This window comes from Vibrio sp. Vb2960, assembly GCF_033337665.1.
GTDB classification, from domain to species: domain Bacteria; phylum Pseudomonadota; class Gammaproteobacteria; order Enterobacterales; family Vibrionaceae; genus Vibrio; species Vibrio alginolyticus.
This window is the reverse complement of record NZ_JAWORD010000001.1, coordinates 249,804-276,768: the sequence shown is the minus strand read 5'-3', so window position 1 is coordinate 276,768 and position 26,965 is coordinate 249,804. Positions and strand designations below refer to the sequence as shown.

Sequence of the window (26,965 nt, the reverse complement as noted above, 5' to 3'; positions counted from 1 at the left end):
AAAATAACAAAATAAAAGTTGGCATCGTATGTGCAATATATGAATTGTAATTAAAATTAACTGCTAATCCTCAAGGAGCTTATTATGAAAAGCGTATTTCTATCTACTCTAAGTCTTATTGCTGTAATGTCATCACCAATCGCTGCTGCTAACACTTTAGACAAAGAGGAGTGGAGCTCAGATTTACGTCAGGACTTTTCTGAAATGAAACATGAAGCTATAGCAGATATTCAGCAAATGAACATGGATGCCATTCACGCACGTGATGAGCGTATCGTGAAAAACATTAAAGATGAGCAAGAACAGTTAGTAAAGGTAACGTGCCACAAAGAGAAAGCAAGCAAGTCATAAACGCCGATAAAAGAGACTAACAGACGAAAATGAATCCAATACGAGTTCGGTGTTAGTTAGCAGTAAGCACTGACCTTGTTGCTCTACTTGCCAGCCTTTTAAGGCTGGCTTTTTTGTTTCTCATTTCATGGGTAGGGATCAGATCCTCAAGCTCATTATCAATAGTTGGCGTGTTTGATGAGCTATTGCTGGATGGAGCGGATGTAACTTTTAAAAGTGTAGATTTCAGTAAAGTGGAGGTGATGTTAGATATTTAAAATTTAGAAAAGATCCGATCTCCTTTTTGACCTTCATAATACCTTAGTATGTGGCTCACTTTTATTTGAAGAGGGATTAGTAATGACTTGGGAATTTATTGAAAGGAAAGAGGCTTTTGATTACATTGGGCTAAATAATAAGTCGGTTAATGAGGTTGAACAATTCTTACATGGAAGAGTGAGACTTTCAGCTGCACTCTTTAGCAATAAAAAACTATACTTATCAAGACAATCCCTCATCATGCTTGCGTCTCTGAATGAATATGATCAGAAGCAAGTTGTCAAAGAAATGTATTTTCTCTCATCTAATCCAAGCACACCGTCTGTAGTTAGACACAAACGCAATCCATTGCTTCGAATATTTCGAACTAGGTATCCCTTCAAAAATTATCATTACTTATTAACTTGTATCCTTAGAGACGGGAAAGTTGTAATTCATGATATTGCTTTTGATCGACAGTTGCATGGTAAGTCTATTTTTAAGCATTCACATCAAAGAACCCAAATGTATCATGTGAAGAAAGAAACAGGTAAAAATGGTGAGTATAATGGAGTGCAGAACAATGATGAAGCAAAGTTATTGTTGGCTGAGTGGGACCACACTAAAGCTCAAGTAACTCATCAAGTCAATACGCTTCATGCAACGGTAAATGGAATGTTGAATGATTATGAGAAAGCGGCGACACTGATGGGGGTACATACGCAGGTGGCGTACAAAGAAGATAAGCCAACAGAGTATACGTTGTTTCACAACCCTTCTGATAATGCGAAGCTGGACCTTATTGAATGTGTTTATGACAAAACTCGTTTTACTTCGCACAATGCTCAACACCTAGCAGCAGTAATGAAACAATGTGCAGAGCAGGGTAAGGAAGTAAAATGGACAGTGCATAGCCAAGGTGCCATTATTTTTAACTCTGCTCTTGAGTATGTTAGAAAAAATAATCCGAGCTTAAGACTATTGAATCAACAAATCGTTGTGCATGCAGGGGGAACAAATACAACGAAGATAGGGAAAAATGCACAGCAGCTTGGTTTGAAAGTTAATTACACAAAAACCCGAACGAATCCCTTTGATATTGTCCCAAATATTGCTGCGAGACAAACTCCATTATCTGCAAGTAGTCTCGTTCGTTGTTGTAAATTCTTGGGATTAGTGATGAATGGAGAGGTCACAGAGAGCCCACATACATTACCCTATTTCGGTGTGGAATCTTATCGACGACAACTGATGATGTCTGGTAATAATATGGCTAGTAAACGTTTAAAAGATATTGATGAATATTTAAAGAACAAGGGTTAGATATATGGGCCTTATTAAAATGTATAAAGATGGCTTTAGAGGAAAGCCAGATTTTGCAAACTTGTTACATAATGTATTCCAGATAGATGACTTAGTGCTGTCATTTGAGTGTCCGAACAACATATATGAAGGACATGTATACCAAGATTTTATTGAATTACAACGGTTCAATATTGATTCAAAAGTAGAGCGGCATGAAAAGTTTATAAAATTGGCCACGATTTATTTCTCTTTTCAAAATAAAATAATAAATCCACTATTACCAATCAATAAACAAGGTGGTTTATATATTCGGTTAAGGATTAAATCTTCAGATAAATATATTACTAGTGTTAATGAACTATCTTCATTTATAGAGAAAGAGTACGTGGATTTTTATCATGCTGTAGAGTCACCTGACGGCTCTCGAAAAGGTGATCATACAGAGTTGATGAATGATGCCATTGCGTACGCAAATCATCGTTGGGGAATGGACCCGATAAACGAAGAAAAAAAGAGAGCGAAAGAAGAGTTCCTTGTGGGAGAGTTTCTTCGTGGTTACCCTCCAATCAAATGCCAAGATATCAAGATTGGTGAAAATACATTTTCAAAATATGTAGAAGGAAATTTGGAGTATAAAAAAGACTATCGAAGAGTGTACAATTTGCCTATCAAAAATGAGTTTTACTTTAGTATTGAATTTTTATATGAAATCGAGCCTATGTTTGCTCAAAAAAAGTTTTTAGATTGGGTAAGACACGCGGATGAAATCTTTGAAAAAAATGTTTTAGAGTTGCTAGCACTGTCTCCGCTTATTGATTCACATACTACCTCCAAATCCGAAAGGTTGACAAAAAAAAGTTGATCCAGAGCGTTCATACTTAACTTAAAGAAAAAAGCCCGCGAAGAATGCTTTCACGGGCGAAAAAAGGGCACCAAATTGGGTGTCTATTCATTTTGGAGGTGGTCGAACGTCCATATAAAACTGACAATAGGCTTGGTGAGAGGCTTACCACCAGCGCGACCAACGAGGCTAAAGTTAACATTGTTGTAATGATTGTTAAAATGTTAATTCTTCAATCAATGTTTTCATTATCGTGAGTTTAAATTGTGAATGTGTTGCCTACGTGTATTTTTACTCTGTGAAATTCCGTTTTTGACAATAAGACATATTATAAATCTTGTGTTGGTTATTTGATTTGGTTATATAAAACTCAACATACTTAATCCTTAACTGTTCATATTCACACTTAATGAGACACAATAACTCTCTGTTTGTTAAGTGATTGTGTTTTTTAACGTGTTGGTGTTGAACAAAAAGCGACCTAAGCCGCTCTTGTTCATTTTGATAAGTTTACTTATCAGTCGTTTTAGATCTCTTCATGCTTATGGACTAGGCCGAAGTCAGCTAAAATGGCATACGCGGCAGGGATCATAAACAACACCAGAAGAGTGGATGCAAAGATACCAAACACGATGGAGATAACCAGTGGCTGAATAACCTGTGCTTGCAAACTGGTTTCAGTCAGTAACGGAAGCAAACCTGCTGCAGTGGTCATTGATGTTAGGAATACTGCTCTAAAGCGTTCCCGACTGGCTTTGACTACCGAGTCATGCACATTATCCCCTTCATCCACATGATGGCTTATGTACTGAACTAACAGAATCGAGTCATTCACCACAATCCCCGCTAGTGAGACAAAGCCCATCATACTTGGCATACTTAATGAGTGACCGAGTAGGATGTGTCCCCATACCACGCCAATAAAGGCGAGGGGAATCGCAAGCATTACGACGAATGGTTCCAAATAACTGCGGAATTGGTAACTCAGAATCGCAAACACGCCAAACAAACCAAGCAAGAAGCCTTTACCCATTGATGCGCCAGTTTCAGCGGTATCTTTGGCTTCACCTTCAAAATCAAAGCGAAGACCAGAATACTTTTGCATAAGTTTTGGCGCTTCATCTTGTTGGAACTGACGAATAATGGCGGTTGAGTTGGCTTTCGTATTGTCGATATTGCCGAATACGCTCACAGTGCGCAAGCCATCGATGCGCTGGATTCTTACGTAATTACGTTGGAAATCCAAAGTCGCAATGGTCGCGAGTGGAATTTGACTGCCATCGGACAAGATAATTGGGAAGTTTGCCAATTGCTGTAAGTCACCAGCTTGCGCTTTATCAAGGCGAACTTCGATGGAAATGTTTTCAACCCCAACTTGGATTTCGTCTGCGGTTTGGCCAAAGAAAGCCGCGCGCAATTGATTGGCGATGAGTTGGCCGTTAATCCCATAAGCTTCTGCACCCGGACGCAGTTTAACCAAGACTTCTTCTTTACCCATACGCATGTCATCCAACACGCCATGGACACCGTCAAACTCATTCAAGTATTGCTGAATGTCGATAGAGGCCGCTTTGAGCGCATCCAGATCATCATGTTTCGCTCGAATTTCAATCGCTCGTCCACCTGGCCCCATGGTCGGTTGTTTAAATACCAACGAGATAGGATCGGCAAGTTCACCAATGTCTTCACGCCATGCGTCGATAAATTCATCGATGAGTGTGTTACGACTCTCGGCGCCCAGCAAATCCAGACGTACCGTGGCAATGTGAGGGCCAGATTCATTCGCGTCGGCGTTAGCATTGAATTGACTGGTGATGTGCAGAACCAATGGATTGCCGTCTTCCACTTTCTCTGTCCATTCTTTATCTAGCTTTTGAGCGGAAGCGACGATCTTATCGACGACAGCTTCCGTTTGAGACAGAGAAGAACCCGGAGGAAGAATAATACGCGCTTCTGCAATGTCGCCATCCAGTTCAGGGAAGGGTTGGAACTTGAGTAAACCACCTACTAACGTGGCTGCGGAGATAAGAAGCAAGGCGACCACGCCACCCATAAAGGCATAGCGATACTCGACCACTTTATCCACTGCATTGACCAAGGTGGTGTTGCGGAAGTTTTCAAAAGAAGCGAGCAGCTTTTGTTTGAACTTCGGTGTCTTTCGCTCTTGCTTTTGTTTATGCAGTGAATGAGAAAGGTGGTTAGGTAGGATCAAGAAGGCTTCCACCAAACTTAAGCTCAATACGAGGATCAGAACTTGAGGAACTGCTTTAAGTACCGCACCCATTTCACCTTGCAGGAATAATAAGCTACCAAAAATACACACCGTAGTTAAAAAGGAAGAAATTACCCCCGGCAGTACCTTTTTCACCCCTTTAGTTACGGCATCATCGATCTCTTCTCCTCGGTCGAGGTGAGCGGCAATCGATTCGGCAATAACGATGGCGTCATCCATCATGATACCGATGGCCATGAGTAACCCGACCAAAGACATGATGTTGATGGACAGGCCAAGTTGCGCCATCAAAAATAACCCACCCAAGAAGGCAACGGGCAAACCAGCCGCGACCCAAAAAGAGTAGCGAAAACTAAAGAACAACCACATGGTGGCGAAGACCAGAATGATACCTTGCCAACCGTTTTTGACCATCATGGTCAGGCGATCCCAAAGTACGGATGAAAGGTCATTGGTCATTTGTAGCATCACACCGTCTGGCGCGATAGCTTGTTGTTCTTCTACAAATTGAGCAACCCGTTCCTTGATACGCAGTGCGTCATCTTCTTTGTTTTTGCTGACTTTTAGTAGGGCAGAAGGGTGACCATCGAAGAGGACTTTCTGTTCGTCCAATTCAAACCGGTCGGTAATCGTCGCAATGTCTCTTAGACGGATGATTGATCCATTTGGACCAGAGCCCACGACGATAGTCTCAAGTTCTTCTGGCGTAACGCGACGTTCGTCGAAGCGGATCAGAAAGTTCTTATCTGGTGTTTCGACATTACCACTTGGCAACTTGACGTTTTGACGACCAATCTGCTCCGCAATATCACCAACACTCAAACCAAGTTGTCGGATAGCTTGAGTGTCTAACTCTACTCGGTATTGGTGGTCAGAGAAGCCAGCAACTTCAACCAAAGAGACATCGTAATCGATTTTTAACGTGCGTTTAAGCTGTTCGGCATACGCTTTTAGCTCTGGCCATGTGGTATCTGCGGTGATGGCGACATCCACAACTGGCTCATTCCAATCTAGCTCTTGGACCACAGGAGACTCAATTTCTTGAGGGAAGTCGTTTATCGAATTGATCTGAGTTTGAACATCAACCAGCATGCGGCCGATGTCGGCTTCTTCATTCAGTTTTAAGATAAGACGCGCAGAGCCTTCAATCGCTTCACACTGAGTTTCTTTAATGTTGGCAAGGCCATCGACAGCATCTTCCATTCGGATACAGATGCTCTCTTCTACCTCTTGAGGGGAAGCGCCGGGGTAAACCACACCAGCTAGGATGTAGGGCGGATCAAACTCAGGAAAAGTTTCACGCTTAATCGTGGAAAGTGAAGAAATCCCCAATATCAGCAGCGTTAGCATCAGCAAGTTGGCTGCTGTTGGATGCTTGGCGAAGAATCGGATCATGAATCAGACTCCTCAATAGCCGTTTCTGACTGGTCAGGTGACTCTTTCAATAGCATGCCGTTAATCGCAGGCAGCAAATCGTTGATGATCAGCTTCTGACCTTGCTCTAGTTCACCATCGATCACCACTTGGTTATTGCGACGATATAACACTTCAACCGTGACGACTTGCAGACGGTTGTCATCTCCCATCAGGTAAATCTTATCGCCATGAAGCGCACGCTCTGGGATGACCCAACTCGGGTTCTCTTGTCCCTCAATCAAGGCACGCACAAACATGCCGTTCACCAATGGAGGCGCAGACGTTGGGTTTAATGCACGGTAGTCTTGTTCAATTTCCAGAATCACACCGGCAGTCGCTTGGCTTGGATCAACCGTTTCACTGATGCGTGCAACTTTCGCAGGCCAGCTTGCAGAGAGGTTACCGCTGCTGAGTTCAATGTTGGCATGAATCGCATTCATATCAGGTTGTGGAATACCAGATTCATCGCGGACAAACTCACCGATGCTCGCCGCCAAAGTTTGCATGTCATGAATGGATAGTTGAGCTTCCACTTCCATGACATCAATACCATGTCCTGTCACCATGGTTTGTTGGAGGTTAACCACTTGCTTTTTCTCAATTTCTACGTCAGCAATACGCAAATCGTAAGGAAGCGTGATGATGGTTTTATCAAGCGAGCGTTCGGCCTCATCCACTTTTGATGCATTAACTTTAACTAGGGCTTCCGCGACTCGTTTCTCATCCGGCATCAAACCAATTTGATTTTCAATATCCAGTACTAACTTACGTTGAGAGAGCGCGCTTTGCTCTTGCTGATCTACATCCGATTGAGACGTTAGGCCTTTTTTACGTAGGTTTTGCTTACGGTCTAACTCTTTGTTGGCGATGACCAGACGGTTGGCTTCTATCTTGAGGGTGCTTTTGAGATTCGCTTCTTCTTGGTTCAGCTTAGCCAGAGAGGTTTGGGCAGATTTGAGATCGGCTTGAGCTTGAACCAGTTTCAGTTCGTAATCGAGTGGGTCGATTCGCAAGATTTCCGTTCCTGCTTGCAGCACTTGTCCTTTTTCCAGTTGCGGATGACGGTAAACCACTTTGCCGGTCACTTCGGCTATCGCTTTCCATTCAACTTTCGGAGCGATTTTACCAAAGCCAATAGCAACAGGTGCAATTGCTTTGAGCTCAAGAGGAATTGTCTCGACCAACCTTGCACGATCACCCGCAGGCTTTACGGGCAAATCTGGCTTGAGGCTAATCGCTAAAAACAGAATGACGACCCCAACAGCAAGGGCAGGAAAGAACAGCAGCTTTTTATTCATTTTCATATTGGTCGCCCGAGTCTAAAAATCCATGTTTCATCAGTTGTATGTTGTGTTCGAATAATCGGTTCAAGAAGGCTTCTGAAAGTTCAATGCCATGAATGGCGAGCAGTGCTGGTGGTGCCATAAAAGGAAACACCATTAAGCTTATGTAAGAGACGCGACAAAGTTGAGGGTCGGCGTCTTTTCGTAAAACGCCACTGTCGATCAACTTATCAAAGATCACGCCTTGCATTGGCTTGCTGATATCTGCGAAGACCTTTTCGAGCAGTTTGCGTTGGGTTTCCGATGGGGGCATATTCATAACTTGGGCAACTAAGCGTGGGAACTGTGGTACCTTGATCATTTCGCGGTAGTAGGTACGCATTAGATCGAGAAAGTTTTGCTCGTTACTGTTGGATACCAACGTCTGCATCTGCTTTTGCATCGGTGACAGTGTTTCGCGCAACATGGTCTCGAACAAGCCTTCTTTGTTGCCAAAGTAGTAACGAATCATCGCCACGTTCACGCCTGCTTTCTGCGCGACTAGGCGAGTAGAGACCTTGTCATAAGCCATAATGGTGAAGAGTTCGCGCGCATGGAAAATCAGTTTTTCCCTTGCGTCGATATTATCTGTGGGTCTTCCCGCCCTTCGATGCGCTTCCGTCACAATCTTCTCTCAAAATATTAAACATTTGATTAATTATAAGACGCTGATTTCTCATGTGACATGTGAAAAATTAATCAGTATTTAATCAAGTGTTTAATTTGTGATGAAGAGAAGTAAAAAAGAGCAGAAAGAACTGCTCTTTGAACAAATAGAAAAGTATTTACTTAGGAAGAACGGTCTTGTGAGGCTAGCTCACCCCCAACTTAACACACTCCAATTCGGTCTGTTGGCGTGTTCTTTTAGTTGTGGGCATGGATTTACCAGATAAGCGTAGTTCGCGTATTCACAAAGCGGTAAATCGTTGATTGAATCGGTATAGAAATGGATTTCGGAATAACGCTCAGGCTGATTTTCTAGCCACTGTTTTAATCGCGTGACTTTGCCTTCACGATAACTCGGGATACCGTCGATTTCAGCAGTATAACGGTTGTTTTTCTCGATTAAATCAATTCCGAGTGCGGTTGGAATATTAAGACGGCGACCAACGGCTTCCACCAAAAAAGTGACGCTGGCAGAGATGATAACCATATCTATACCATCACGAGACAGTTGCTCAATCAGGGTTTTGGCTTGAGGGAACTGTTTAGGCAAAATATGGCTTTCAACACATTCTTCAACCAAGGCATTTACCTCTTCAATCGGCATGTTTTCTAGTGGCTTCATGGAGAACGCTAGATAGTCTTCCATGTCCATTTTGCCTTCAGAGTACAAGGCCATTAGACGCTGATCTTCCATAATAAATAAAGGATCAGTCGCGATGCCTCTATCAACCATAAACTCGTTCCAAATCATTGCGCAGTCAGCGTTTATTAGGGTTTCATCCATATCAAAAACATACAAAGGTTTGGACATGTTTAGGCTCTCACTGGTTGAATTTCGTTTAGGTTAAAGAGTAGCTCTAGTTGGCTGCCATTCGCTAGTAAGCGTTCTGAAGAGCGGTTAAGCAAGTCAACAGTGAGCTCACACTCCTCAACGTTCACTTGATAGCGAATAACATTACCTAGAAGCTGGTGGTTGGTGATCGTACCTACTTGTGGCGCTGAGATGTGGCTATCATATTGACGACCTTGCTCTTTTACATATATAGACTCTGGGCGAATCGCTACTTTCCATTCGGTATCAATGTTGAAGAGTTGCTTGGCTTTATTGGCCTCTACAAGGTTGTAGTGCCCCATGAAACCGGCCACAAACTCGTTAGCAGGATGAGTATAAATTTCTTCAGGTGTTCCTGCTTGAACAATTTCCCCTTTACTCATTAGGAAGATACGATCAGACATAATCATCGCCTCTTCTTGGTCATGAGTTACGAAGATAGTGGTGAGATTCATCTCTTTCTGAATGTCTCGGATTTGCTGACGAAGGTGTTTGCGGATTTTGGCATCAAGCGCAGAAAGTGGCTCATCAAGCAATAATATGCGAGGTTTCACCACCAACGCTCGAGCGAGTGCGACACGCTGGCGCTGACCGCCAGAAAGTTGATGCGGATAGTGTTTTTCTTTACCTGCCAGATCCACCAGTTTGATGACTTTAGCCACTTCACGTCGAATATCATCATTCGCAAGCTTTTTCATTTTTAAGCCAAATGCAATGTTGCCTTCGACGGTCATATTGGGAAACAGCGCATACGATTGAAAGACCATCCCAATACCACGCTCTTGCGGGACTTGATGCGTGATATCTTCTCCGTTTACCCAAATCTCGCCTCCATCGACAGGGTTAAGCCCAGCAAGGCTGCGAAGTAGTGTCGATTTACCACAACCGCTAGGGCCCAAAAGCGTAATGAATTCACCTTGCTCGATGTTAAAGTGAATGTCCTCAAATACGGTGTTATCACCAAAACGTTTAGTCAGATTTTTCGCTGTTACGTAGCTCATTGTTTGACTCCTCGGCTGAAACGACTTGCCAACCAAGTCAGTAAAAAAATAAATAGGAAGTAGGTCATCACTAAGGCAGACGTAAAGTGGCCGCTCGTCTGACGCATGTTATACAAGTAGATTTGCAGGGTTTCATAACGTGTGCCGACTAAAATATTGGCGAACACAAACTCTCCCAATAGAAATGAAAATGAAAGGAAAAGCGATGCCATCAGTCCTTTTTTGAGGTTAGGTAAAATGACCATCAAAAACGCTTTGGTTGTGCTTGCCCCTAGCAAGTGTGCAGCGTCCATTAAATCGTTAAGGTTAATTGCTTCGAAGCTATTAGAAATCGCACGATACATGAACGGTAACGCGATGGTGAAGTAAGTACCTACTAGAATCCAAGGAGTACCGATAAGGGAGATTTCACTGTCAGCATAAAGTTGAAGCAAGCCGACGGAGGACACCACTGGTGGTACAGCGAATGGTAGCAAAATCAATACGTTCATGAGCTTATCGAGCCTTGGAAAGTAGTAAAACACCACGAATATCGCTGGCAGAACTAGAATCACACTGAGGGTTAGCGAAGCAATACAAATAAACAGCGAACGCCCAAATGCTTGCAAAAAACGTGGGTCGGTCAGCAATTTAACGTACCAATCAAAAGTGAAACCATCTGGAAGCACCGTGGCACCCCAGCGTGATGAAAGCGAATAGACAAAGGTCGCTAAAATCGGGATGAGCATGATCCCAACAATGGAATAAACCACCGTTTTATGGAATCGATTATTAACGTTGTTCATGACTACTTCCTACCTGCATAGCTTTTCGAAATGAGCCATTGGTTAATCACTGTGATAAAGGCAAGTAACGCCATTAGAATCACCGAAATTGCAGCGGCGAGATTAGGTTCAAGGAACAGGTCTCCCGATACCAGACTCGCAATTCGAATTGTGATGACGTTATAGTTACCGGAGGTCAGCGCATAAACACTCGCATAAGCGCCAATTGCGTTGGCTATTAAGATAATAAAGGTACCGAATAAGGCTGGTGAGAGCACTGGCAGCGCGATTTTCGCCCAATACTGTGATGTTTTGGCTCCCAGTAGCGCAGCAGCAGCTTGCCAATCATCACTCAACGCGTCGAACGCAGGGTAGAGCAACAACACCGCCAGCGGGATTTGGAAGTAGATGTAAATGGCCAGCAGACCCCATTTACCATAAAGGTCGAAATCACCGAGTAAGCCATACTGCTTGAGCAAAAGGGTAATCGCCCCATTGGTGCCCAAAATAATGATAAAAGCGAATGACAGAGGTACGCCTGCAAAGTTGCTGCTCATGTTCGTAAACGCAATCACACCGTCGCGGACTTTAGAATCGACTCTGCGTAGAGAAGAGACCAACAGAGTCGCAATGGCTAAGCCAAAAATGCTCGACCATACAGCTAACCACAAACTGTTGCCAAACGCCTGCATCATAAAGGCAGAGCCGAGCACTTCAATGTAGTTATCGAAGGCAAACTCGCCATCGTAGATAAAGCTGTTTAACAGTACCCAAATCATCGGTGCGAGTTGAAATAGGTAGAAAAACAGCGCGAAAGGCACCAACCAAATGGCTGGCTTAAAGCGCTTTAACCAAGTACTTGCCAAATTTGAGCGTGATTCGCTAGAGCTAGGGGAGAGGACTGAACTTCTCATAGTGCTAACAATTCCTGAGTGTATGGCTTCGTGTGGTCAAGGTTTAGCAATTGACAAACGGTGCCACAAATATCAGTTTGCTTAATATGACAATCTTGATGGGTAAACTTATCACCAATGACAAACAGGGGAACTTCTCGCTCTTCAGGTAAAATCCCACCGTGAGAAAGATCGTTGTTCATGCCATGATCGCTGGTCACAATGATTTGATACCCATCAGCAAGCCATTGATCGATGTAGTTGGAAAGAATAATGTCTGCACCTCGCGCACAATTGCGGTATTGGCGAGAGTCTAGGCCAAACTTATGTCCTGTATCGTCGATATTCATCGGATGGATCAGTAAGAAATCAGGTTGATAGTTGCGGCGTAAATACTCTGCGTCCAGGAACAAGGCTTCATCAGGATAATGATCCCAATGGTAAAAGCAGCCGTGCTGGATATTCAGGGTTTCATCATGCGTGAAACGATCGCGAACAGGTTCAAATGGCGCGCGATTATAAAGCTCACTTACCCAGTGGTAGGCAGCCGCAGCGGTCACTTTTCCTTGGGCTTTTGCCAAACTGAAAATGGAATCGTGTTTGGATAGACGAACGATATTGTTGTTTACGATGCCGCTTTCTACAGGGCGAACGCCCGTTAAAATGCACTCATAAAGTGGGCGAGACATAGAGGGCAGCTCACACTGCACAGGATAAAGCGTTGCGCGAGTTTCTTGTTGGGAACGACTTTGTTCTAGAAGACCATTGAGGTAGCCCATGCAATCACGGGCTACCTGATAGTTCAGTCCATCTAGAACAACAAGGATGACCTTATTGCTCATAACGACTTACTCTTATTGCTGGTGGATTAAGACACTTTCTTGCCATTGACGTGGCAGCTTACGTGCGGACTTTTCCCAAGCTGAGAAGTCAGTCACTGGGTGAACATTGCTGTATTGGTCATTAGCAATTAGCTTGTCTTGCACTGCTTGAGGCAGTGTGATGTTGGTGCGGATTGGACGCGCATAACCTTCTGCTAAGTTAATTTGCCCTTGATCGCTGAAGATGTATTCACGAGCAAGCTTTGCTGCATTAGGGTTCTTCGCGTATTTATTGATTATGGTTGTATAACCAGAAATCACAGAGCCATCTTGAGGAATGCTCACTGTAAAGCGGTCGCGGTCAATTTTGTCGCGGTAGTTCAATGCATTGAAGTCCCACATGATCGCCACTTCCACTTCGCCTTTTTCTAGGTTGGCGATGTTCGGATCGGTAAATGAAAGACGACCTTGCTTCGCGAGTTCAGAAAAGAATTTGAGCGCAGGCTTGAGGTTGGATTCGTCTCCACCGTTGGCGAACGCTGCGGCGAGAACCGCGTTGTTTGCCTGTGCTGCTACGCCTACGTCACCTACGGTCACTTTGTAGTCGCCTTTTAATAGGTCATCCCACGTTTTTGGCGCGTCTTTTACGAGGTTATTGTTGGAGATAAAAGAAATAGTGCCAGTGTAAGCAAGTGCCCAATGACCATCTTCGTCTTTTGCCCAATCTGGGATGTCATTCCAAGTTGTTGGTTTATATGGCTGAGTGACGCCTTTTTTAACCGCTACACGTGCGAAGGCAAAGCCTACGTCACCAATGTCTGCGGTCGCGTTTTTTTTCTCAGCTTCGAATTTTGCGATTTCTTGAGCCGAGCTCATATCCGTGTCTTGGTGCTTAAGGTTGTAATTTGACTTTAAATCAGCCCAAGTGTCTTTCCAGTTTGCCCAACTGTCAGGCATACCAACACTGTAAACCGCCCCTTCTTTTTGTGCTGCTGCTACCAAAGATTCAATATCGGCTTCTTTCGCTACTGTTGGCGTAGCGAGCGTTACCGCAATGATTGCCGCTGGTGCGGTAATTGAACGACTTAGCAAAGTTTTCATTGTCTCCATCCTTCTGGACTAGGTCAGTAAGTTCGCTTTGTATGCTATGGATGGAATGTGACGATTTAGCGCAAGTAATTTGACAGTTTTGCTGATTTTATATGGCACTTATATTTCATACGTTCAGTATGTGTTCTGTTGATTAATGTCATTTTTTTGTTACGTAAACGCCTTATGTTATTCGTCAAATTATCGTTGGACTAGATCAGAATGAGAGCGACAGGCACCGGACAATTTGGTACCCAATTAGGAAAAATTAGAAGCAGCTTAAAACAGCAGATTCTTTCCGGCATCATGTCGGAAGGACAAAAACTGCCGTCAGAGAGAGAGCTCAGTGAGCTGTTTTCTACAACTCGAATCACTATCAAAGATGCGTTGGTGTCTTTGGAAACGGAAGGTCTTATTTATCGAGAAGAGCGCCGGGGTTGGTATGTATCTCCTGAGCGTATCTGTTACAACCCGTTGTCTCGTTCTCACTTCCATCAGATGATTCGAGAGCAGCATCGTATTGCAGAAACTAAGTTACTCAACGTGCGAAGTGAAATGGCCGCAGGTGAGTATGCCAAATCGTTAGAGGTGGAGCGAATTACCCCAATTTATGTAATTGAACGGTTACGTTTTATTGATGGGCGAGCGGTATTGTTTGTTGAGAACGTGCTCAAAGCGGCACTGTTTGAGGGTATATTGTCTGAGAACCTCACCATGTCCCTGACGGGCATTTATCGTGAGAAGTATGGTTACGAGACAAAGCGCTCTCGTTTTGATGTGATTCCAACGTCAGCTCCTGCTCATGTCGCTAAGGCGTTGAACCTAGCTGAAGGACAACCCGTTCTGAAAATTCGGCGGGTAAACTACAAACAAGATGGGCATTTAATGGACTGCGAATTCGAGTATTGGCGTCCAGACGCCGTGATGATTCGCATTGATAGCGTAGGATAAAGCGCAGAATTAAAAAGAGCCCAATGAAGGGCTCTTTTTCGCATATTGGTTAGAGAGGCGGTTTAAACGAGGCCTTGCTCTTTCGCCATTCTGCTTGCAATGCCGGGTGCTTTCCAAATGCTTGGCAGCAAAATGAAAGACACAGGCACGGCAGTAATTACAATGAAAGACTGCAATGCAGAAATACCACCAGAGCCCATTGAGATAAGCGCAATAGCGACAATACCCATAATCAGCCCCCAGAACGAGCGAATCACTGCGTTTGGTTCTGTTGAGCCCGTCATCACTACACTGATTGTGTAAGTCATCGAGTCACCCGTCGTCACGATAAATGTTGTCGTTAAGATCAGGAACAGAACCGAAATGATCATTGGGTAAGGTAATTCACCAGTAATCGCTAGCAGTGCTGCAGGCAAGTTAAAGCCTTCAAACGCAGATGAAATCAAACCAGGGTTATCAAGTTCAAACGCAAGGCCACTGCCACCAACGATACTAAACCAGAAGCAAGTAATCAGCGGTGCCGCGATGCTAATAGACATGATTAATTGGCGAATTGTACGACCACGAGAGATACGAGCAATAAAGATCGCCATCATTGGGCCATAACCGATAAACCAACCCCAGAAGAATACTGTCCACCAACTTAGCCAGCCTGTATCACCACGGTAAAGTGCCATAGGGAAGAAGTTATCCACCATACGACCAACGCCTTGCACGTAGCCATCAACGATAAAGCTTGTCGGCCCGAAGAACAGGATGTAACCAATTAATAGCACAGACAAAATGATGTTGTAACGACTGACGATTTGAATACCCTTGCTCAAACCGCTCAGTGCGGAAAGGGTATACATCAGGATCGCCGCCATGATAACCATGCTTTGCGTTACGAACGTATCTGGCAGGCCAAACAATGAGTTTAGCGCGTAGCTAATTTGTAAACCTAAGAAGCCGATAGGACCGATGGTTCCTGCTGCTACGGCAATGATGCTACATGCGTCAGCAACATCACCAATCCAGCCTTTAATGGCTTTATCACCAAAAACAGGGTAAAGCAGAGTACGCGGCTTAAGAGGCAGGCCTTTATCGTAATGCAAGTGCATTAAGACAATGGAAGATAGACCACCAAGGATCGCCCAAGCTAAGAAGCCCCAGTGCATAAAAGACTGAGATAGGGCATTGATTGCGGCAGTTTTCGGTGAGGCTTCCCCGTATAGAGGCGGAGCAGTCACAAAGTGCGCGATAGGCTCAGCAGCGGCCCAGAACACACCACCACCTGCAAGTAGAGTACAGAGTACGATTGACAACCACTTAAAGTTATCAATATCAGGTTTCGCTAGACCACCTAGGCGCACATAACCAGTGCGACCAAACGCAAGAGCCAAACCAATTAGGAAATTCAGAAGAAGCAGTACTTGCCAGTAAGCTCCGAAATATTTAGTAGCAAAGCCGAAGCCGGTGTTAACCATTGCGGTTAGAGAGTCGGTATTCGTTAGAGCAAGTAAAACGAATAGAGTGAGGAAGCTACCACTTAACCAAAAGACAGGATTGGTGAGTTCGAGGCGCTTGAGTAAAGATGGGGGATGAATAGCAGAATAGTCAGCATCCTGAATAGGCGCTGTGTGGGAGGCGGCATTCGTCATATTTGACATAATTACTTCGCTTTTTAGGGCTATGAAGCCGTGCATTTCCCCTCACATCGTTTCAACGAAAAGTGTGAGGATGTTCAAAAAGCCGATGATGTTAACATGTCGAAGTTGCAAATATAACCTTAGATTTCGATTAATTTTTAACAGGTTAGCCAAGTTGCTGATTTTTGGGTAGAGATCAAAAGAAAGAGTTTTTACGTGAAATGCACCGCATTTCGTATGTAATTAACATTTCCCTTGTTTTTGCATGGGATTATCAGGATTACATTGAGAAAACATGTTTTTCCCAAGCTAAGGTTTAACTCGATGGCTCACTTCGAACTTAACGGGCAGTGGATGCTTACCTCGCCACAGCGCCCCAATCTTGAAATTCCAATGTTTATTCCGGGCGATAATGTGTCGGCGCTTTTACAAGCAGAGCAGATTCCAGATCCTTATTTTGCCGATAATGAAAACAAAGTTCGATGGATTGAAGAGTGTGAGTGGCATATCTCACGTGAGTTTGACGTCGACGCGTTTACGTTGTCTGCCAAGCAAATTTGGATGACGCTAACTCGTGTCGATACCTTGGCAACCTTCTATGTTAATGGTGAGTTAGCACTAACTTGCAGCAACATGTTTACCCAGCAACGTGTGGATATTAAACCGCATTTAAAGCAAGGTACTAACACGATTCGGGTTGAGTTTGCTCGGGTGGATTTAGAAGGTATCGCAAGAGCAAAAAAACTGCCATTTCCTATTCCATCGGCAATGGGCAACAACCAAATTCCACACATGAACTTGATCCGCAAAACACAGTGCCATTCCGGATGGGACTGGGGCATTTGCTTGATGGTATCGGGTATTTACGACCCCATTCAAATCGACATTGTGAATGAGCTTTGGCTCAAAGGCTTCTCGACAGAGCAGCAATGGCAAGCCGATGGGAGTGTGTTTCTTGATGTAGTAGTTGAAGTGGAAACGGACAGTCAACGCCATGAAATGATGGTTGAATTTAATGGTGAGCGTCAATGTATTCAAACAAAAGGAAGTGGTCACTATCATTGCCAGTTCCACATTTTGGAGCCTCAACGCTGGTGGCCATCGGGTTATGGCGAAGCGTATCTCTATCCCATTACCATTTCTTGCAGAGAGCAAAAGTTAACGCACAACATTGGTTTGCGTCAGTTAACTCTAAATAATCAAGCTGATGAGCACGGCTCTGCAATGGAATTTATCGTCAATGGCGTACCGATTAATGCTAAAGGTGCCAACTGGATCCCTATTGACGCAATGCCGGGGCGAGAGTGCGAAACACGTTATCGCAACCTTTTGCAAAGTGCGGTTGACGCCAACATGAACATGATTCGCGTATGGGGCGGTGGTCAGTACGAGAGTGAAATCTTTTATAACCTTTGTGATGAACTTGGCTTGTTGGTGTGGCAAGACATGATGTTCGCCTGCTCGTTGTACCCATCAAACGACGAGTTTTTAAAAGAGGTAGAAGAAGAGCTTAGATTCCAAATCCCGAGGCTCAAGGAGCACCCATCAATCGCACTTTGGTGTGGTGACAATGAAGTGATTGGAGCTATTGGTTGGTATGACGAATCTAAGCGCAGTAAAGTCAAATACACGGTTAACTACGATCGCCTCAACCGCATGATTGAGAAGGAGATTACCGAGCAAGATAGCACTCGCCGTTTCTGGCCAAGTTCCCCATGTAATGGTGAACTGGATTTCGGTGATGCGTGGCATGATGATAGTAAAGGCGATATGCACTTTTGGGACGTTTGGCATTCAGGAAAATCATTCAGTGCCTACCTTGACGTGAATCCTCGTTTTTGCTCTGAGTTTGGTTTTCAATCTTGGCCATCTTTTGCTGAAGTTAAGCGGTTTGTCCCTGAGCAAGACTGGAATATTACATCCCCAGCTTTCGAACAACATCAGAAGAACCCTCGTGGTAATAGTATTATCACAGAGATGTTCACGCGCTATTTTCGTTTTCCCTCTGGATTTGAGAGCATGCTGTATTTAAGTCAAGTTCAGCAGGCAATCGCGATCAAAACTGCATGCGATCATTGGCGTGCCATTTCTCCAGTTTGTCGCGGCATGCTGTACTGGCAACTCAACGACAATTGGCCTGTCAGTTCTTGGTCTAGTTTGGAATACAGTGGTCGATGGAAGCAGTTGCACTACCATGCAAAACGCTTTTTTGCGCCGCAGTATTTGGTATTTTCCGAGCATACAGGCGAGTTGAGCCTACATTTGCTCAATGATGCCAAAGAGTCCGCAAGCGTCAACGCATTGCTCAAGTGGGTAGATTGGCAAGGGGAAGAAAAGCAATGTTGGAGCTTAGAACAAACAGTCATAGCAGACAGCAATACGATTTTGTGGCAATTGGATGAATCGATCGAGAAGGACGAACTTACGTCAGGCTTCTTCTATGTTGAAGCGCAAATCGGTGAAGACAGAATAAGCAACACATGGTTTAGTACTCATGAGCTAAAAACCTTGCCGATAGCGAAAGCCAATATAGGTGTCTCTATTGAAGGGAGGCGAATTACATTGATTGCGGATAAGCCTGCGTTTTTTGTTCATTTGGAGAGTGACGCTGATGGAAGGTTCAGTGACTCTAGTTTTACTCTGTTGGCCAAGGTTCCAATGACGGTTGAGTATTTAGGTGATGATGTTTCAGGTATGCAGCAGTCGTTGAGGGTATGCCACCTTAATGATTAAAGCGGGCATAGAACATCTATATGCTGATAACTAAAAAGGGAGCGTTTGCTCCCTTTTTAGTTACCAAGTATCCGTTATTAAGCTCAGGTTGAGACAGAAGTTTATTTAAGCTTCTGATGGACCCGATAGCTAACGACAAAGCCAATGTAGAATAGTGCAGCAAGAGTAATCACTGCCGTCGCGTACGCCAGCAGGCTGTTTAACCCTAAACCAAAAGCCAAAGTGAAGGCGATACCATGAATGGCTTCCGCAGGGATTCGGTACCAAGCAGCGTGGAAGGAAGATCCGAAGAGGATAAAGGTACTAAGTAAGACAATCGTGCCGCCTATAAAGCCGACCCATCTGCTGTTGTTCATGTTGCAGTCTCAGGGGTTACCGAGGTAACGTAACAAAATATTTCAGGATCGTATTATACAACCGATCATCGCGAAAAGCGCTAGAGAAATTTCGCGGATAAAACAGAGTGTTTTAATTCGAACAAAAGAATACGACCATAGCCAACTTAATACAGGAATAACAAAACATGTTGAGATTTATACAACGTCGCCGCATTAAGAAAGTGATTAAACTAATGAGTACCAGATTGGTGGTGGGATACGGCAGTCGTGAGTACTTTTCGGTTGGTCAGGTAAAGACGAGCACCAGCGAGTTAAGCGCGTGCCAACAAAAAATTGCGTTGGCATTATATGCGGATCCGCAACATCTTGATTTGGAAAACCAACCAGAGTTGCAAGCAATACGCTCAGACGTGGCGCATGATTTCTTTTCTGGTGCCGACTATACCGCTCAAGATGTGCTTAATTTACTCGGCTCTGGTGGCTGGAAAGGCGGCCGAATGGAAGATGGAATGTCTCATCATTTTGGTATGCACAGTCGCTATTAAAAACATGCGTTAATTTTATAAATTCGATAAATATTTTTGCTGTTAAAGATTAATTAAATTTTCTTTCAATTGGGTAACAATTACCTAATTATGCACCCGAATCCCAGCGCGTCGCTGGACTGGTTGGATTGCATACCATGAAATTAATCATCAAAGGATTGGGGCTGAGTGCTCTTGTGCTCAGCATGTTTGCTCATGCAGATAGCAAAACGTTGAACGTTTATGCATGGGGTGGCTATTTGCCGGAAGCATCGTTAAAAGCGTTTGAAAAACAAGAAGGCGTTACGATTAATTATTCGACCTTTGAGAATAATGAATCAATGTACACCAAGCTAAAATTGCTAAAAGGTTCTGGTTACGATGTGGTTTTTGCTTCTGCGTACTTCATTGAAAAAATGGGTCGAGAAGGACTGCTTTCGAAAATAGATCACGCTCAAGTGCCAAACATGCAAGACACAATGGACGGCTTACTTGGCCAAGCGCACGATCCGAAAAATGATTACTCGCTGCCTTATATTTGGGGCATTACAGGGATCAGCTACAACGAATCCATGGTTGAGCAACCAGTGACAAAATGGGCTGACTTATGGGAGTCTCAATACGAACAACAAGTTATGTTGATTGATGACGTCCGCGACGTGTTCGGTATGGCGCTGAAGAAAAATGGCCATAGCGTGAACACAAAAGACGAAGCTGAAATCGAACAGGCTTTTGATTCTCTAGTTGCGCTGAAAAACAACGTATTACTGTATAACTCAGATGCGCCGCAAGTCCCTTACGTGTCCGGTGAAACATCGGTCGGCATGCAATGGAACGGCAACGCATTCCAAGGACAGGTTGAAATGCCTGAGCTGAAGTTCGTGATGCCGGAAGAGGGCGCGGTATTATGGATGGACAACTTCACTATTCCGTCTGGCAGTAAAAACAAAGCATTGGCGCATAAATTTATTAACTTTATGTACCAATCAGAGAACCAAGCGGAAATCGTGACCAGTTTGGGTTATGCGTCGGCAACGAACGCTGGGCGTGACAAATTGCCAGAAGAGTTGAAAAATAACCGTACTATTTTCCCTTCATCAGAAGACATGAAAAAAGGCGAGTTTATTAATGATGTTGGCGCAGAAACGTTAGCGATTTACGAAAAGTACTGGCAACGTTTAAGAACGCAATAAGCAACGTCTTTGCCTATTGTTAGGCTTAAAATCGTTCAAATTTGGATTCCCCTCATCACGAAAGTGGTGAGGGGAATTTTTTATAGGCTTTGTACTGCGAGTGTTGCTACGCGGCACGCTTTACGAGGCAGAAGTGCTTTTTACCGCGTTGCAGTAACCAATATTGATCAAACAGTGGGAAGCTTAAACTCGGGTTATCAGCCCCCACTTTTTCACCGTTTACACTGATGGCGTTGTTGCTGATGTGTTCGCGTGCAACACGCTTCGAACTTGCTAAGCCCGACTCAATCAACAGCTCAACCAAATCTTGTTGTGTGCTCTGAATGCTTGGTAAACCATCCAACTCCAACTGTTTTAATTCACCCAAACTCAGTTGTTGCACATTACCGCTGAATAAAGCTTGAGTGATGCGCTCGGCGCTAGCTAGGCCTTCTTCGCCATGAACAAATCGCGTCATTTCCTCAGCGAGGATACGTTGTGCTTGTGGCTTACCTTGGCTTGCTTGGTCTTGCGCTTCAATGCTGGCAATTTCTTCGCAGCTCAAGAACGTGTAGTAACGCAGGAAGTGGTAAACGTCGGCGTCTTCTGCGCCAAGCCAGAACTGGTAGAACGCGTAAGGAGAGGTCTTGCTAGGATCTAGCCATACTGCACCGCCTTCGGTTTTGCCAAATTTGGTACCATCGGATTTGGTGATCAGCGGCAGAGTTAAGCCAAATACTTGCTCACCATTTTGACGGCGAGTTAAATCGATCCCGCTGACGATGTTTCCCCATTGGTCATTGCCACCGATTTGCAAACGGCAACCGTATCGACGGTTTAGCTCGGCAAAATCGTACGATTGCAGTAGGGCGTAGCTAAATTCGGTGAAGGAGATACCTTGGTCAGGTCGTTGCAGGCGTTGTTTTACCGATTCTCGGTTGACCATAGTATTGATCGAGAAGTGCTTACCCACATCGCGGAAGAAGTCGATCACATTGATCACTTTCATCCAGTCAGCGTTGTTCACCATGATCATCGGCTTGGTCAGTTGGTGGTTCATCAACTGCTGAATTTGATTAGAAAGATCGTTAACCCAGCCTGAGACGATTTCCTCTGAGTTCAGACTGCGCTCAGTCGCTTTAAAGCTTGGGTCGCCAATCATGCCCGTTGCACCGCCAATCAAGGCAACAGCTTGGTGTCCGGCATCTTGAAAGCGCTTAAGCATAATCAAAGGCACGAGGTGGCCGATATGCAAGCTGCCAGCTGTAGGATCGAAGCCGCAGTAAACGGTTTGTGGCTGTGAGAGAAGTGTCTGAATTTCTTCCAAATCGCTGGCTTGTGCAATCAAGCCACGATCTTGTAAATCTTGCAGTAATGGTGTCGTCATTCTTTTTGTCTGTCTTAGTGGTTGTTACATTTAGACTAAAACGCGACACCTTTTCTCGATATATCCCTTAAGGGACAGTTTTTATCTTGAATGGAGAATGAGGTGATTGAGGAAAAGCTGGAATAACTCACTCAATGAAGACACATTTAATTGCGAGTAAATTCGCTTTCGATGATTTTTGACCGTGCCTTGAACTAAGTGTAACCGCGCGGCAATTTCTTTGGTGTCAAACCCTTGAGCGAGAAGCGAAGCCACCTCTTGTTCGCGACGGGTGAGTGATTCTACGCCAAACGTTGCTAAAGCTTGCTCAATGGCTAATCGCATACTGCCAGAATAAGCACTCTGTGCAAAAACAGGCTCAGAAAAGGTAAATTCCGTTTGTTTCCAATGCTGCTGACAAAGCGACTGAATTATCGGGAAATAGGGCTTTAGCTTATTGATTTGTTGCTGAGAAAAGTATTTTCCATCAGTCATATATCCGAAGTACAGCATGACCCAACGGCCAGATTCAACTTCGACTAGCATGCTAAGCTCGTCTTTCCACCCTGTTTGATGATAGAACTGCTCGCAGTATGAGGTGAAGTCAACGCCTTTACGCGCCACGTCTTTGAGCGTAAATACGCCTTGTTGCTTTGTCTCGTTTAGTTTGAGAAAAAAAGGGTCATTTTGAAATGAGTCAGTAAGGTAGCGTTGAAAAAGTAACTCTCGCTCGTTCTCAATTGAGTCGTAGAGATAAATAGGATGTTTACCTTCTCGGTAACCTAAAATAACTGCGCAATCAAAATGAAAAAGAGTGCGAATGACACGCATAAGTTTAGGAGTAAAGTTAGGCGTGTTAAGAGCAGAAATTGCTTCTGCTAGCAGATTATTAAAGTTATTGTCAGGCATGGGATACCGAATTGCAGGTGGTTTTGCGCAAGCATAACCAAAAGCAATCCAACGAGAAAGGGAAGTCGCCATCTTCTGGTGACTTCCATAGAGAAAGTTGCGTAAGTGCTCAGTTTTGAGGAATCATATCCCCGTTAACTTATTGATAAGGGTGCATAACAACGGTTTTATTTAAGCAATTAGTTGCTATGCATTACTGCGAGTTAGTGAGCTCTTCGTTAACCCAATATTTAGAACCAGACACGTTAGCATCGATGAGCAAACCTTTAGCGTTCAACTGATAGACGGCGACGCCGCTGTTAAATTGTTTTGAAAGTTGCTCTGAATCTTCGCCCGCAACAGCAGAGGCTTCACTTGTGGCCTCCCATCCTTCGTTGACGAACGTATCAAAGTCTTCTTTGCTCTCAAACAGAACCACTTGTTGGTAAAATTTGCCGCCAGCGCCAAGTGCAACGCCCAAACCAAACATATTCATATAAGTGCGTTCTTCTGTTTCCTTATTCACTGCGACTCCTGACCCTGAGTTGGTGTGAAACAGCAAAGATAATTTACGAGAATCAAAGACCGCGTAGCCGTACGCGTTGTCGTAAATAGCTTTTGCCTCCGGCTTTTCATTAAATAACTTGAGCAAAGCGCTATCTGCCATTAAGTCCACGGCTTGGCGAGCTTCTTCTGGCGTATCGCCTTCCATCAGCTCATCAATTTTTTTGTCGGCAGCATCTATCCATTCTTTGCTTTTCTCGATGCTGGCTTCTGTCCATTCGCCTGCGGTATTGATCGCTTCCTCGGACCAATTCGTGAAATCTTGCCACGCTTGTTTTGAAAACGCTTTGGTGTCGTCCCAAGCATCTTGTGCAGTATCAGAAACTGCGTCGCCAAGCTCAGACATTTTATTGGAAATTTCATCCCAATCGGCATAAGCAGGGGATGCCAGGAGCATCAATGTAGTAAGGAGTGCGATAGGCTTTTTCATCAAATTCTCTCTGGAGTTATCGATATACCATTCATTTTAGGTCATCAGACTTTGATAATGAAATTGACTAAATGACGAACTTGAGAGAGGAATCACGAACTGATTGTGAAATGACGTGTGAATAACAAAGCCCTCACAAGGGGAGTGTGAGGGCTAGAGTTTATCGTGTGTTACTTGCTGCTAACTTTACCGAGTTTTAACCAAGTATCGATAACCGTATCTGGGTTTAGTGATACAGAGCTAATACCTTGATCCATTAGCCATTCCGCTAAGTCGTCGTGGTCTGATGGGCCTTGACCACAAATACCAACGTATTTGCCTGCTTTTGTTGCCGCATCAATCGCCATCTGAAGCATCACCTTAACCGCTGGGTTGCGCTCATCAAATAGATGTGCGACATCGCCAGAGTCACGGTCAAGACCAAGCGTTAGCTGAGTCATGTCGTTTGAGCCAATCGAGAAGCCATCAAAGTACTTCAAGAACTCATCGGCAAGGACCGCGTTGGATGGCAGTTCGCACATCATGATGACTTTAAGACCCTGATCGCCACGGCGCAGATCAAACTTCGCTAGCAAATCAATCACTGATGCTGCTTCGCTTGGTGTACGCACAAATGGGATCATGATTTCAACGTTTTTCAGACCCATTTCGTTACGAACGCGTTTGATTGCTTGAGTTTCTAGCTCGAAGCAGTCTTCAAACACTGGAGAAATGTAACGAGACGCGCCACGGAAGCCAAGCATTGGGTTTTCTTCATGCGGTTCGTAGGCTTTACCGCCAACCAAGTTGCTGTATTCGTTAGACTTAAAGTCAGACATACGAACAATAACGCGTTTCGGCCAAAATGCCGCAGCAATGGTTGCGATACCTTCTGTCAGTTTGCTTACGTAGAAATCGATAGGATCTTTGTAACCACGAATACGCTGAGTGATTTCTGCTTTTAGCTCATCGCTTTGTGCATCAAAGTTAAGTAATGCTTTCGGGTGGATACCAATCATCTTATTGATGATGAATTCAAGACGCGCAAGACCAACACCTTCATTTGGAATTTGTGCGAAGTCAAACGCGCGATCAGGGTTACCCACATTCATCATCACTTTGGTCGGCAGCAGTGGCAGTTCATCAACAGAAGAGCGTTTTACATCAAACTCAAGTTCACCTTGGTAAACGTAACCCGTTTCGCCTTCTGCACAAGATACTGTTACTGTTGCGCCATCAGTCAGTTTGCTTGTCGCATCGCCACAGCCAACGATTGCAGGAATACCGAGTTCACGAGCAATGATTGCTGCGTGACAAGTACGTCCGCCACGGTTGGTAACAATAGCAGAAGCTTTCTTCATCACTGGTTCCCAGTCTGGGTCAGTCATGTCTGTAACCAACACATCACCTTCCTGAACCAATGACATTTGGTCCAGAGAGTCAACCAAACGTACTGCACCTTTACCGATACGTTGACCGATGGCACGACCTTCAATCAAAACATCTGCTTTGTTCTGTAGCTCGTAGCGCTCAATCACGTTTTGTTCCGTTTGTGAACATACGGTTTCAGGACGAGCTTGAACAATGTACAGCTTGCCGTCGATGCCATCTTTTGCCCATTCAATGTCCATTGGACGCTGGTAGTGCTTCTCGATGATCATCGCTTGTTTGGCGAGCTCTTTGATCTCTTCGTCGTTCAGTGAGAACGTGTTGCGCTCTTCATCAGAAGTATCAACGATATCAACTTGTTTGCCGATCTCTTGGTTGTCAGAGTAGATCATTTTGATCAACTTAGAACCAAATGTTTTCTTAACGATCGGGTGTTCGCCCGCTTCAAGCATTGGCTTATGAACGTAGAATTCATCAGGGTTTACTGCGCCTTGAACGACCATTTCACCTAGGCCCCATGAAGAGGTGATGAAGACAACTTGGTCGAAACCAGACTCAGTATCAAGCGTAAACATTACACCCGAAGAAGCTTTGTCTGAACGCACCATACGTTGGATACCCGCCGATAGCGAGATACCACGGTGGTCGAAACCTTGGTGTACACGGTAAGAGATCGCACGGTCGTTAAATAGAGAAGCGTAAACGTGCTTAGTTGCTTCTAGTACTGCGTCGATGCCTTTCACGTTCAAAAACGTTTCTTGCTGACCAGCAAAAGAAGCATCAGGCAGGTCTTCTGCCGTAGCAGATGAACGAACTGCGACTGAAAGCTCAGGGTTGCCTTCAATCAGTTCTTGGTAGTTTTCACGGATTTCTTGTTCAAGGTCCGCAGGGAAAGGGGCCTCTAATACCCATTGACGGATGGTTGCACCTGTCTTACGCAGAGCTTCCACATCCTCAACGTCTAGTTCATCAAGTAATTGGTGAATACGCTCATCCAAACCTTCGTGGTCAAGGAATTGGTTAAACGCGTATGAGGTTGTCGCAAAACCATTTGGTACAGAAACGCCTGCGTTCGCTAGGTTAGAAACCATTTCGCCAAGTGAAGCATTCTTACCGCCGACTTTGTCGACATCATCCATGGATAGGCCATTGAACCAGAGGGTGTTCTTTTGCATGTCTTTCTCCAGAAACATTGCAGCTTAGTAGGGGGACTTAAATCGCTCTAAACAATC

22 protein-coding genes are annotated in these 26,965 nt (G+C 44.4%); 7 read left to right on the top strand and 15 right to left on the bottom strand.

Annotated features, from left to right (window positions below; genetic code table 11):
- Nucleotides 1-84 precede the first annotated feature (84 nt).
- From R7O03_RS01120 to R7O03_RS01110, 3 genes are all read left to right on the top strand, one after another.
- A complete protein-coding gene (locus R7O03_RS01120; RefSeq protein ID WP_005373876.1) occupies nt 85-351 on the top strand; it encodes a hypothetical protein in 267 nt (88 codons plus the stop codon).
- A gap of 339 nt (nt 352-690) precedes the next feature.
- Complete coding sequence (locus R7O03_RS01115) at nt 691-1,911, top strand: hypothetical protein (RefSeq protein WP_213961021.1); 1,221 nt, start codon at nt 691-693, stop codon at nt 1,909-1,911.
- Between the two features lie 4 nt (nt 1,912-1,915).
- Nucleotides 1,916-2,755 (top strand): hypothetical protein, encoded by an 840-nt coding sequence (locus tag R7O03_RS01110; protein ID WP_025767990.1) that lies wholly within the window; start codon nt 1,916-1,918, stop codon nt 2,753-2,755.
- A gap of 505 nt (nt 2,756-3,260) precedes the next feature.
- On the opposite strand, the gene R7O03_RS01105 is transcribed toward R7O03_RS01110, so the two are convergent.
- From R7O03_RS01105 to R7O03_RS01065, 9 genes are all read right to left on the bottom strand, one after another.
- Complete coding sequence (locus R7O03_RS01105) at nt 3,261-6,362, bottom strand: efflux RND transporter permease subunit (RefSeq protein WP_318131311.1); 3,102 nt, start codon at nt 6,360-6,362, stop codon at nt 3,261-3,263.
- On the bottom strand, nt 6,359-7,687 hold the full coding sequence (locus R7O03_RS01100; RefSeq protein WP_213961023.1) for an efflux RND transporter periplasmic adaptor subunit: 1,329 nt from the start codon (nt 7,685-7,687) through the stop codon (nt 6,359-6,361). The genes R7O03_RS01105 and R7O03_RS01100 overlap by 4 nt, the downstream gene beginning before the upstream one ends.
- Complete coding sequence (locus tag R7O03_RS01095; RefSeq protein WP_213891515.1) at nt 7,674-8,330, bottom strand: TetR/AcrR family transcriptional regulator; 657 nt, start codon at nt 8,328-8,330, stop codon at nt 7,674-7,676. The genes R7O03_RS01100 and R7O03_RS01095 overlap by 14 nt, the downstream gene beginning before the upstream one ends.
- Nucleotides 8,331-8,522: 192 nt before the next feature.
- The gene (locus R7O03_RS01090) at nt 8,523-9,182 is read right to left on the bottom strand and encodes an HAD family hydrolase (RefSeq protein WP_318131309.1); all 660 of its coding nucleotides are present in this window, start codon (nt 9,180-9,182) and stop codon (nt 8,523-8,525) included.
- 2 nt (nt 9,183-9,184) lie between these two features.
- The gene (locus R7O03_RS01085) at nt 9,185-10,204 is read right to left on the bottom strand and encodes an ABC transporter ATP-binding protein (RefSeq protein WP_005373862.1); all 1,020 of its coding nucleotides are present in this window, start codon (nt 10,202-10,204) and stop codon (nt 9,185-9,187) included.
- Nucleotides 10,201-10,989 (bottom strand): ABC transporter permease, encoded by a 789-nt coding sequence (locus tag R7O03_RS01080; protein WP_176311437.1) that lies wholly within the window; start codon nt 10,987-10,989, stop codon nt 10,201-10,203. The genes R7O03_RS01085 and R7O03_RS01080 overlap by 4 nt, the downstream gene beginning before the upstream one ends.
- Nucleotides 10,990-10,991: 2 nt before the next feature.
- Nucleotides 10,992-11,882, bottom strand: coding sequence for an ABC transporter permease (locus R7O03_RS01075; protein WP_318131307.1), 891 nt, complete (start codon nt 11,880-11,882; stop codon nt 10,992-10,994).
- Nucleotides 11,879-12,703 carry an alkaline phosphatase family protein gene (locus R7O03_RS01070; protein ID WP_005373854.1) on the bottom strand — a complete coding sequence of 275 codons (825 nt, stop codon included), beginning with the start codon at nt 12,701-12,703 and terminating at the stop codon, nt 11,879-11,881. The genes R7O03_RS01075 and R7O03_RS01070 overlap by 4 nt, the downstream gene beginning before the upstream one ends.
- A gap of 12 nt (nt 12,704-12,715) precedes the next feature.
- The gene (locus tag R7O03_RS01065) at nt 12,716-13,783 is read right to left on the bottom strand and encodes an ABC transporter substrate-binding protein (protein WP_005373851.1); all 1,068 of its coding nucleotides are present in this window, start codon (nt 13,781-13,783) and stop codon (nt 12,716-12,718) included.
- Nucleotides 13,784-13,993: 210 nt separating this feature from the next.
- Between R7O03_RS01065 and R7O03_RS01060 the strand changes: the two genes are divergently transcribed.
- Nucleotides 13,994-14,722: a UTRA domain-containing protein gene (locus R7O03_RS01060; protein ID WP_005387087.1), complete on the top strand. Its 729-nt coding sequence runs from the start codon at nt 13,994-13,996 to the stop codon at nt 14,720-14,722.
- 62 nt (nt 14,723-14,784) lie between these two features.
- On the opposite strand, the gene R7O03_RS01055 is transcribed toward R7O03_RS01060, so the two are convergent.
- Nucleotides 14,785-16,371, bottom strand: coding sequence for a BCCT family transporter (locus R7O03_RS01055; protein WP_005373846.1), 1,587 nt, complete (start codon nt 16,369-16,371; stop codon nt 14,785-14,787).
- 303 nt (nt 16,372-16,674) lie between these two features.
- Here R7O03_RS01055 and R7O03_RS01050 point away from each other — a divergent pair, with 303 nt between their 5' ends.
- Nucleotides 16,675-19,083 carry a beta-mannosidase gene (locus R7O03_RS01050; protein ID WP_225477507.1) on the top strand — a complete coding sequence of 803 codons (2,409 nt, stop codon included), beginning with the start codon at nt 16,675-16,677 and terminating at the stop codon, nt 19,081-19,083.
- 101 nt (nt 19,084-19,184) lie between these two features.
- On the opposite strand, the gene R7O03_RS01045 is transcribed toward R7O03_RS01050, so the two are convergent.
- Entirely contained in the window at nt 19,185-19,439 is a 255-nt protein-coding gene (locus R7O03_RS01045) for a hypothetical protein (protein ID WP_206970384.1), read from the bottom strand.
- 167 nt (nt 19,440-19,606) lie between these two features.
- Between R7O03_RS01045 and R7O03_RS01040 the strand changes: the two genes are divergently transcribed.
- Nucleotides 19,607-19,966, top strand: coding sequence for a DUF6559 family protein (locus R7O03_RS01040; protein WP_054577718.1), 360 nt, complete (start codon nt 19,607-19,609; stop codon nt 19,964-19,966).
- A 137-nt stretch (nt 19,967-20,103) separates the two neighbouring features.
- Complete coding sequence (locus tag R7O03_RS01035) at nt 20,104-21,138, top strand: ABC transporter substrate-binding protein (RefSeq protein ID WP_047102765.1); 1,035 nt, start codon at nt 20,104-20,106, stop codon at nt 21,136-21,138.
- Between the two features lie 106 nt (nt 21,139-21,244).
- Here R7O03_RS01035 and tyrS read toward each other — a convergent pair whose 3' ends face one another.
- From tyrS to ppsA, 4 genes are all read right to left on the bottom strand, one after another.
- Complete coding sequence (tyrS, locus tag R7O03_RS01030; protein WP_206970382.1) at nt 21,245-22,504, bottom strand: tyrosine--tRNA ligase; 1,260 nt, start codon at nt 22,502-22,504, stop codon at nt 21,245-21,247.
- Between the two features lie 81 nt (nt 22,505-22,585).
- Nucleotides 22,586-23,392: a response regulator transcription factor gene (locus tag R7O03_RS01025; protein ID WP_021707696.1), complete on the bottom strand. Its 807-nt coding sequence runs from the start codon at nt 23,390-23,392 to the stop codon at nt 22,586-22,588.
- Between the two features lie 193 nt (nt 23,393-23,585).
- Nucleotides 23,586-24,365: a hypothetical protein gene (locus R7O03_RS01020; protein ID WP_005373824.1), complete on the bottom strand. Its 780-nt coding sequence runs from the start codon at nt 24,363-24,365 to the stop codon at nt 23,586-23,588.
- A 170-nt stretch (nt 24,366-24,535) separates the two neighbouring features.
- Nucleotides 24,536-26,908 carry a phosphoenolpyruvate synthase gene (gene ppsA, locus R7O03_RS01015; protein WP_318131304.1) on the bottom strand — a complete coding sequence of 791 codons (2,373 nt, stop codon included), beginning with the start codon at nt 26,906-26,908 and terminating at the stop codon, nt 24,536-24,538.
- Nucleotides 26,909-26,965: the final 57 nt, after the last annotated feature.

What these genes read in the sequence shown, in the direction of transcription:
- R7O03_RS01055 (WP_005373846.1), bottom strand. Translation starts at nt 16,371, where the DNA reads ATGTCAAATATGACGAATGCCGCCTCCCACACAGCGCCTATTCAGGAT.
- tyrS (WP_206970382.1), bottom strand. Translation starts at nt 22,504, where the DNA reads ATGACGACACCATTACTGCAAGATTTACAAGATCGTGGCTTGATTGCA.
- ppsA (WP_318131304.1), bottom strand. Translation starts at nt 26,908, where the DNA reads ATGCAAAAGAACACCCTCTGGTTCAATGGCCTATCCATGGATGATGTC.
- R7O03_RS01080 (WP_176311437.1), bottom strand. Translation starts at nt 10,989, where the DNA reads ATGAACAACGTTAATAATCGATTCCATAAAACGGTGGTTTATTCCATT.
- R7O03_RS01040 (WP_054577718.1), top strand. Translation starts at nt 19,607, where the DNA reads ATGTTGAGATTTATACAACGTCGCCGCATTAAGAAAGTGATTAAACTA.
- R7O03_RS01075 (WP_318131307.1), bottom strand. Translation starts at nt 11,882, where the DNA reads ATGAGAAGTTCAGTCCTCTCCCCTAGCTCTAGCGAATCACGCTCAAAT.
- R7O03_RS01120 (WP_005373876.1), top strand. Translation starts at nt 85, where the DNA reads ATGAAAAGCGTATTTCTATCTACTCTAAGTCTTATTGCTGTAATGTCA.
- R7O03_RS01020 (WP_005373824.1), bottom strand. Translation starts at nt 24,365, where the DNA reads ATGAAAAAGCCTATCGCACTCCTTACTACATTGATGCTCCTGGCATCC.
- R7O03_RS01035 (WP_047102765.1), top strand. Translation starts at nt 20,104, where the DNA reads ATGAAATTAATCATCAAAGGATTGGGGCTGAGTGCTCTTGTGCTCAGC.
- R7O03_RS01115 (WP_213961021.1), top strand. Translation starts at nt 691, where the DNA reads ATGACTTGGGAATTTATTGAAAGGAAAGAGGCTTTTGATTACATTGGG.
- R7O03_RS01100 (WP_213961023.1), bottom strand. Translation starts at nt 7,687, where the DNA reads ATGAAAATGAATAAAAAGCTGCTGTTCTTTCCTGCCCTTGCTGTTGGG.
- R7O03_RS01070 (WP_005373854.1), bottom strand. Translation starts at nt 12,703, where the DNA reads ATGAGCAATAAGGTCATCCTTGTTGTTCTAGATGGACTGAACTATCAG.
- R7O03_RS01085 (WP_005373862.1), bottom strand. Translation starts at nt 10,204, where the DNA reads ATGAGCTACGTAACAGCGAAAAATCTGACTAAACGTTTTGGTGATAAC.
- R7O03_RS01090 (WP_318131309.1), bottom strand. Translation starts at nt 9,182, where the DNA reads ATGTCCAAACCTTTGTATGTTTTTGATATGGATGAAACCCTAATAAAC.
- R7O03_RS01105 (WP_318131311.1), bottom strand. Translation starts at nt 6,362, where the DNA reads ATGATCCGATTCTTCGCCAAGCATCCAACAGCAGCCAACTTGCTGATG.
- R7O03_RS01025 (WP_021707696.1), bottom strand. Translation starts at nt 23,392, where the DNA reads ATGCCTGACAATAACTTTAATAATCTGCTAGCAGAAGCAATTTCTGCT.
- R7O03_RS01065 (WP_005373851.1), bottom strand. Translation starts at nt 13,783, where the DNA reads ATGAAAACTTTGCTAAGTCGTTCAATTACCGCACCAGCGGCAATCATT.
- R7O03_RS01050 (WP_225477507.1), top strand. Translation starts at nt 16,675, where the DNA reads ATGGCTCACTTCGAACTTAACGGGCAGTGGATGCTTACCTCGCCACAG.
- R7O03_RS01060 (WP_005387087.1), top strand. Translation starts at nt 13,994, where the DNA reads ATGAGAGCGACAGGCACCGGACAATTTGGTACCCAATTAGGAAAAATT.
- R7O03_RS01045 (WP_206970384.1), bottom strand. Translation starts at nt 19,439, where the DNA reads ATGAACAACAGCAGATGGGTCGGCTTTATAGGCGGCACGATTGTCTTA.
- R7O03_RS01110 (WP_025767990.1), top strand. Translation starts at nt 1,916, where the DNA reads ATGGGCCTTATTAAAATGTATAAAGATGGCTTTAGAGGAAAGCCAGAT.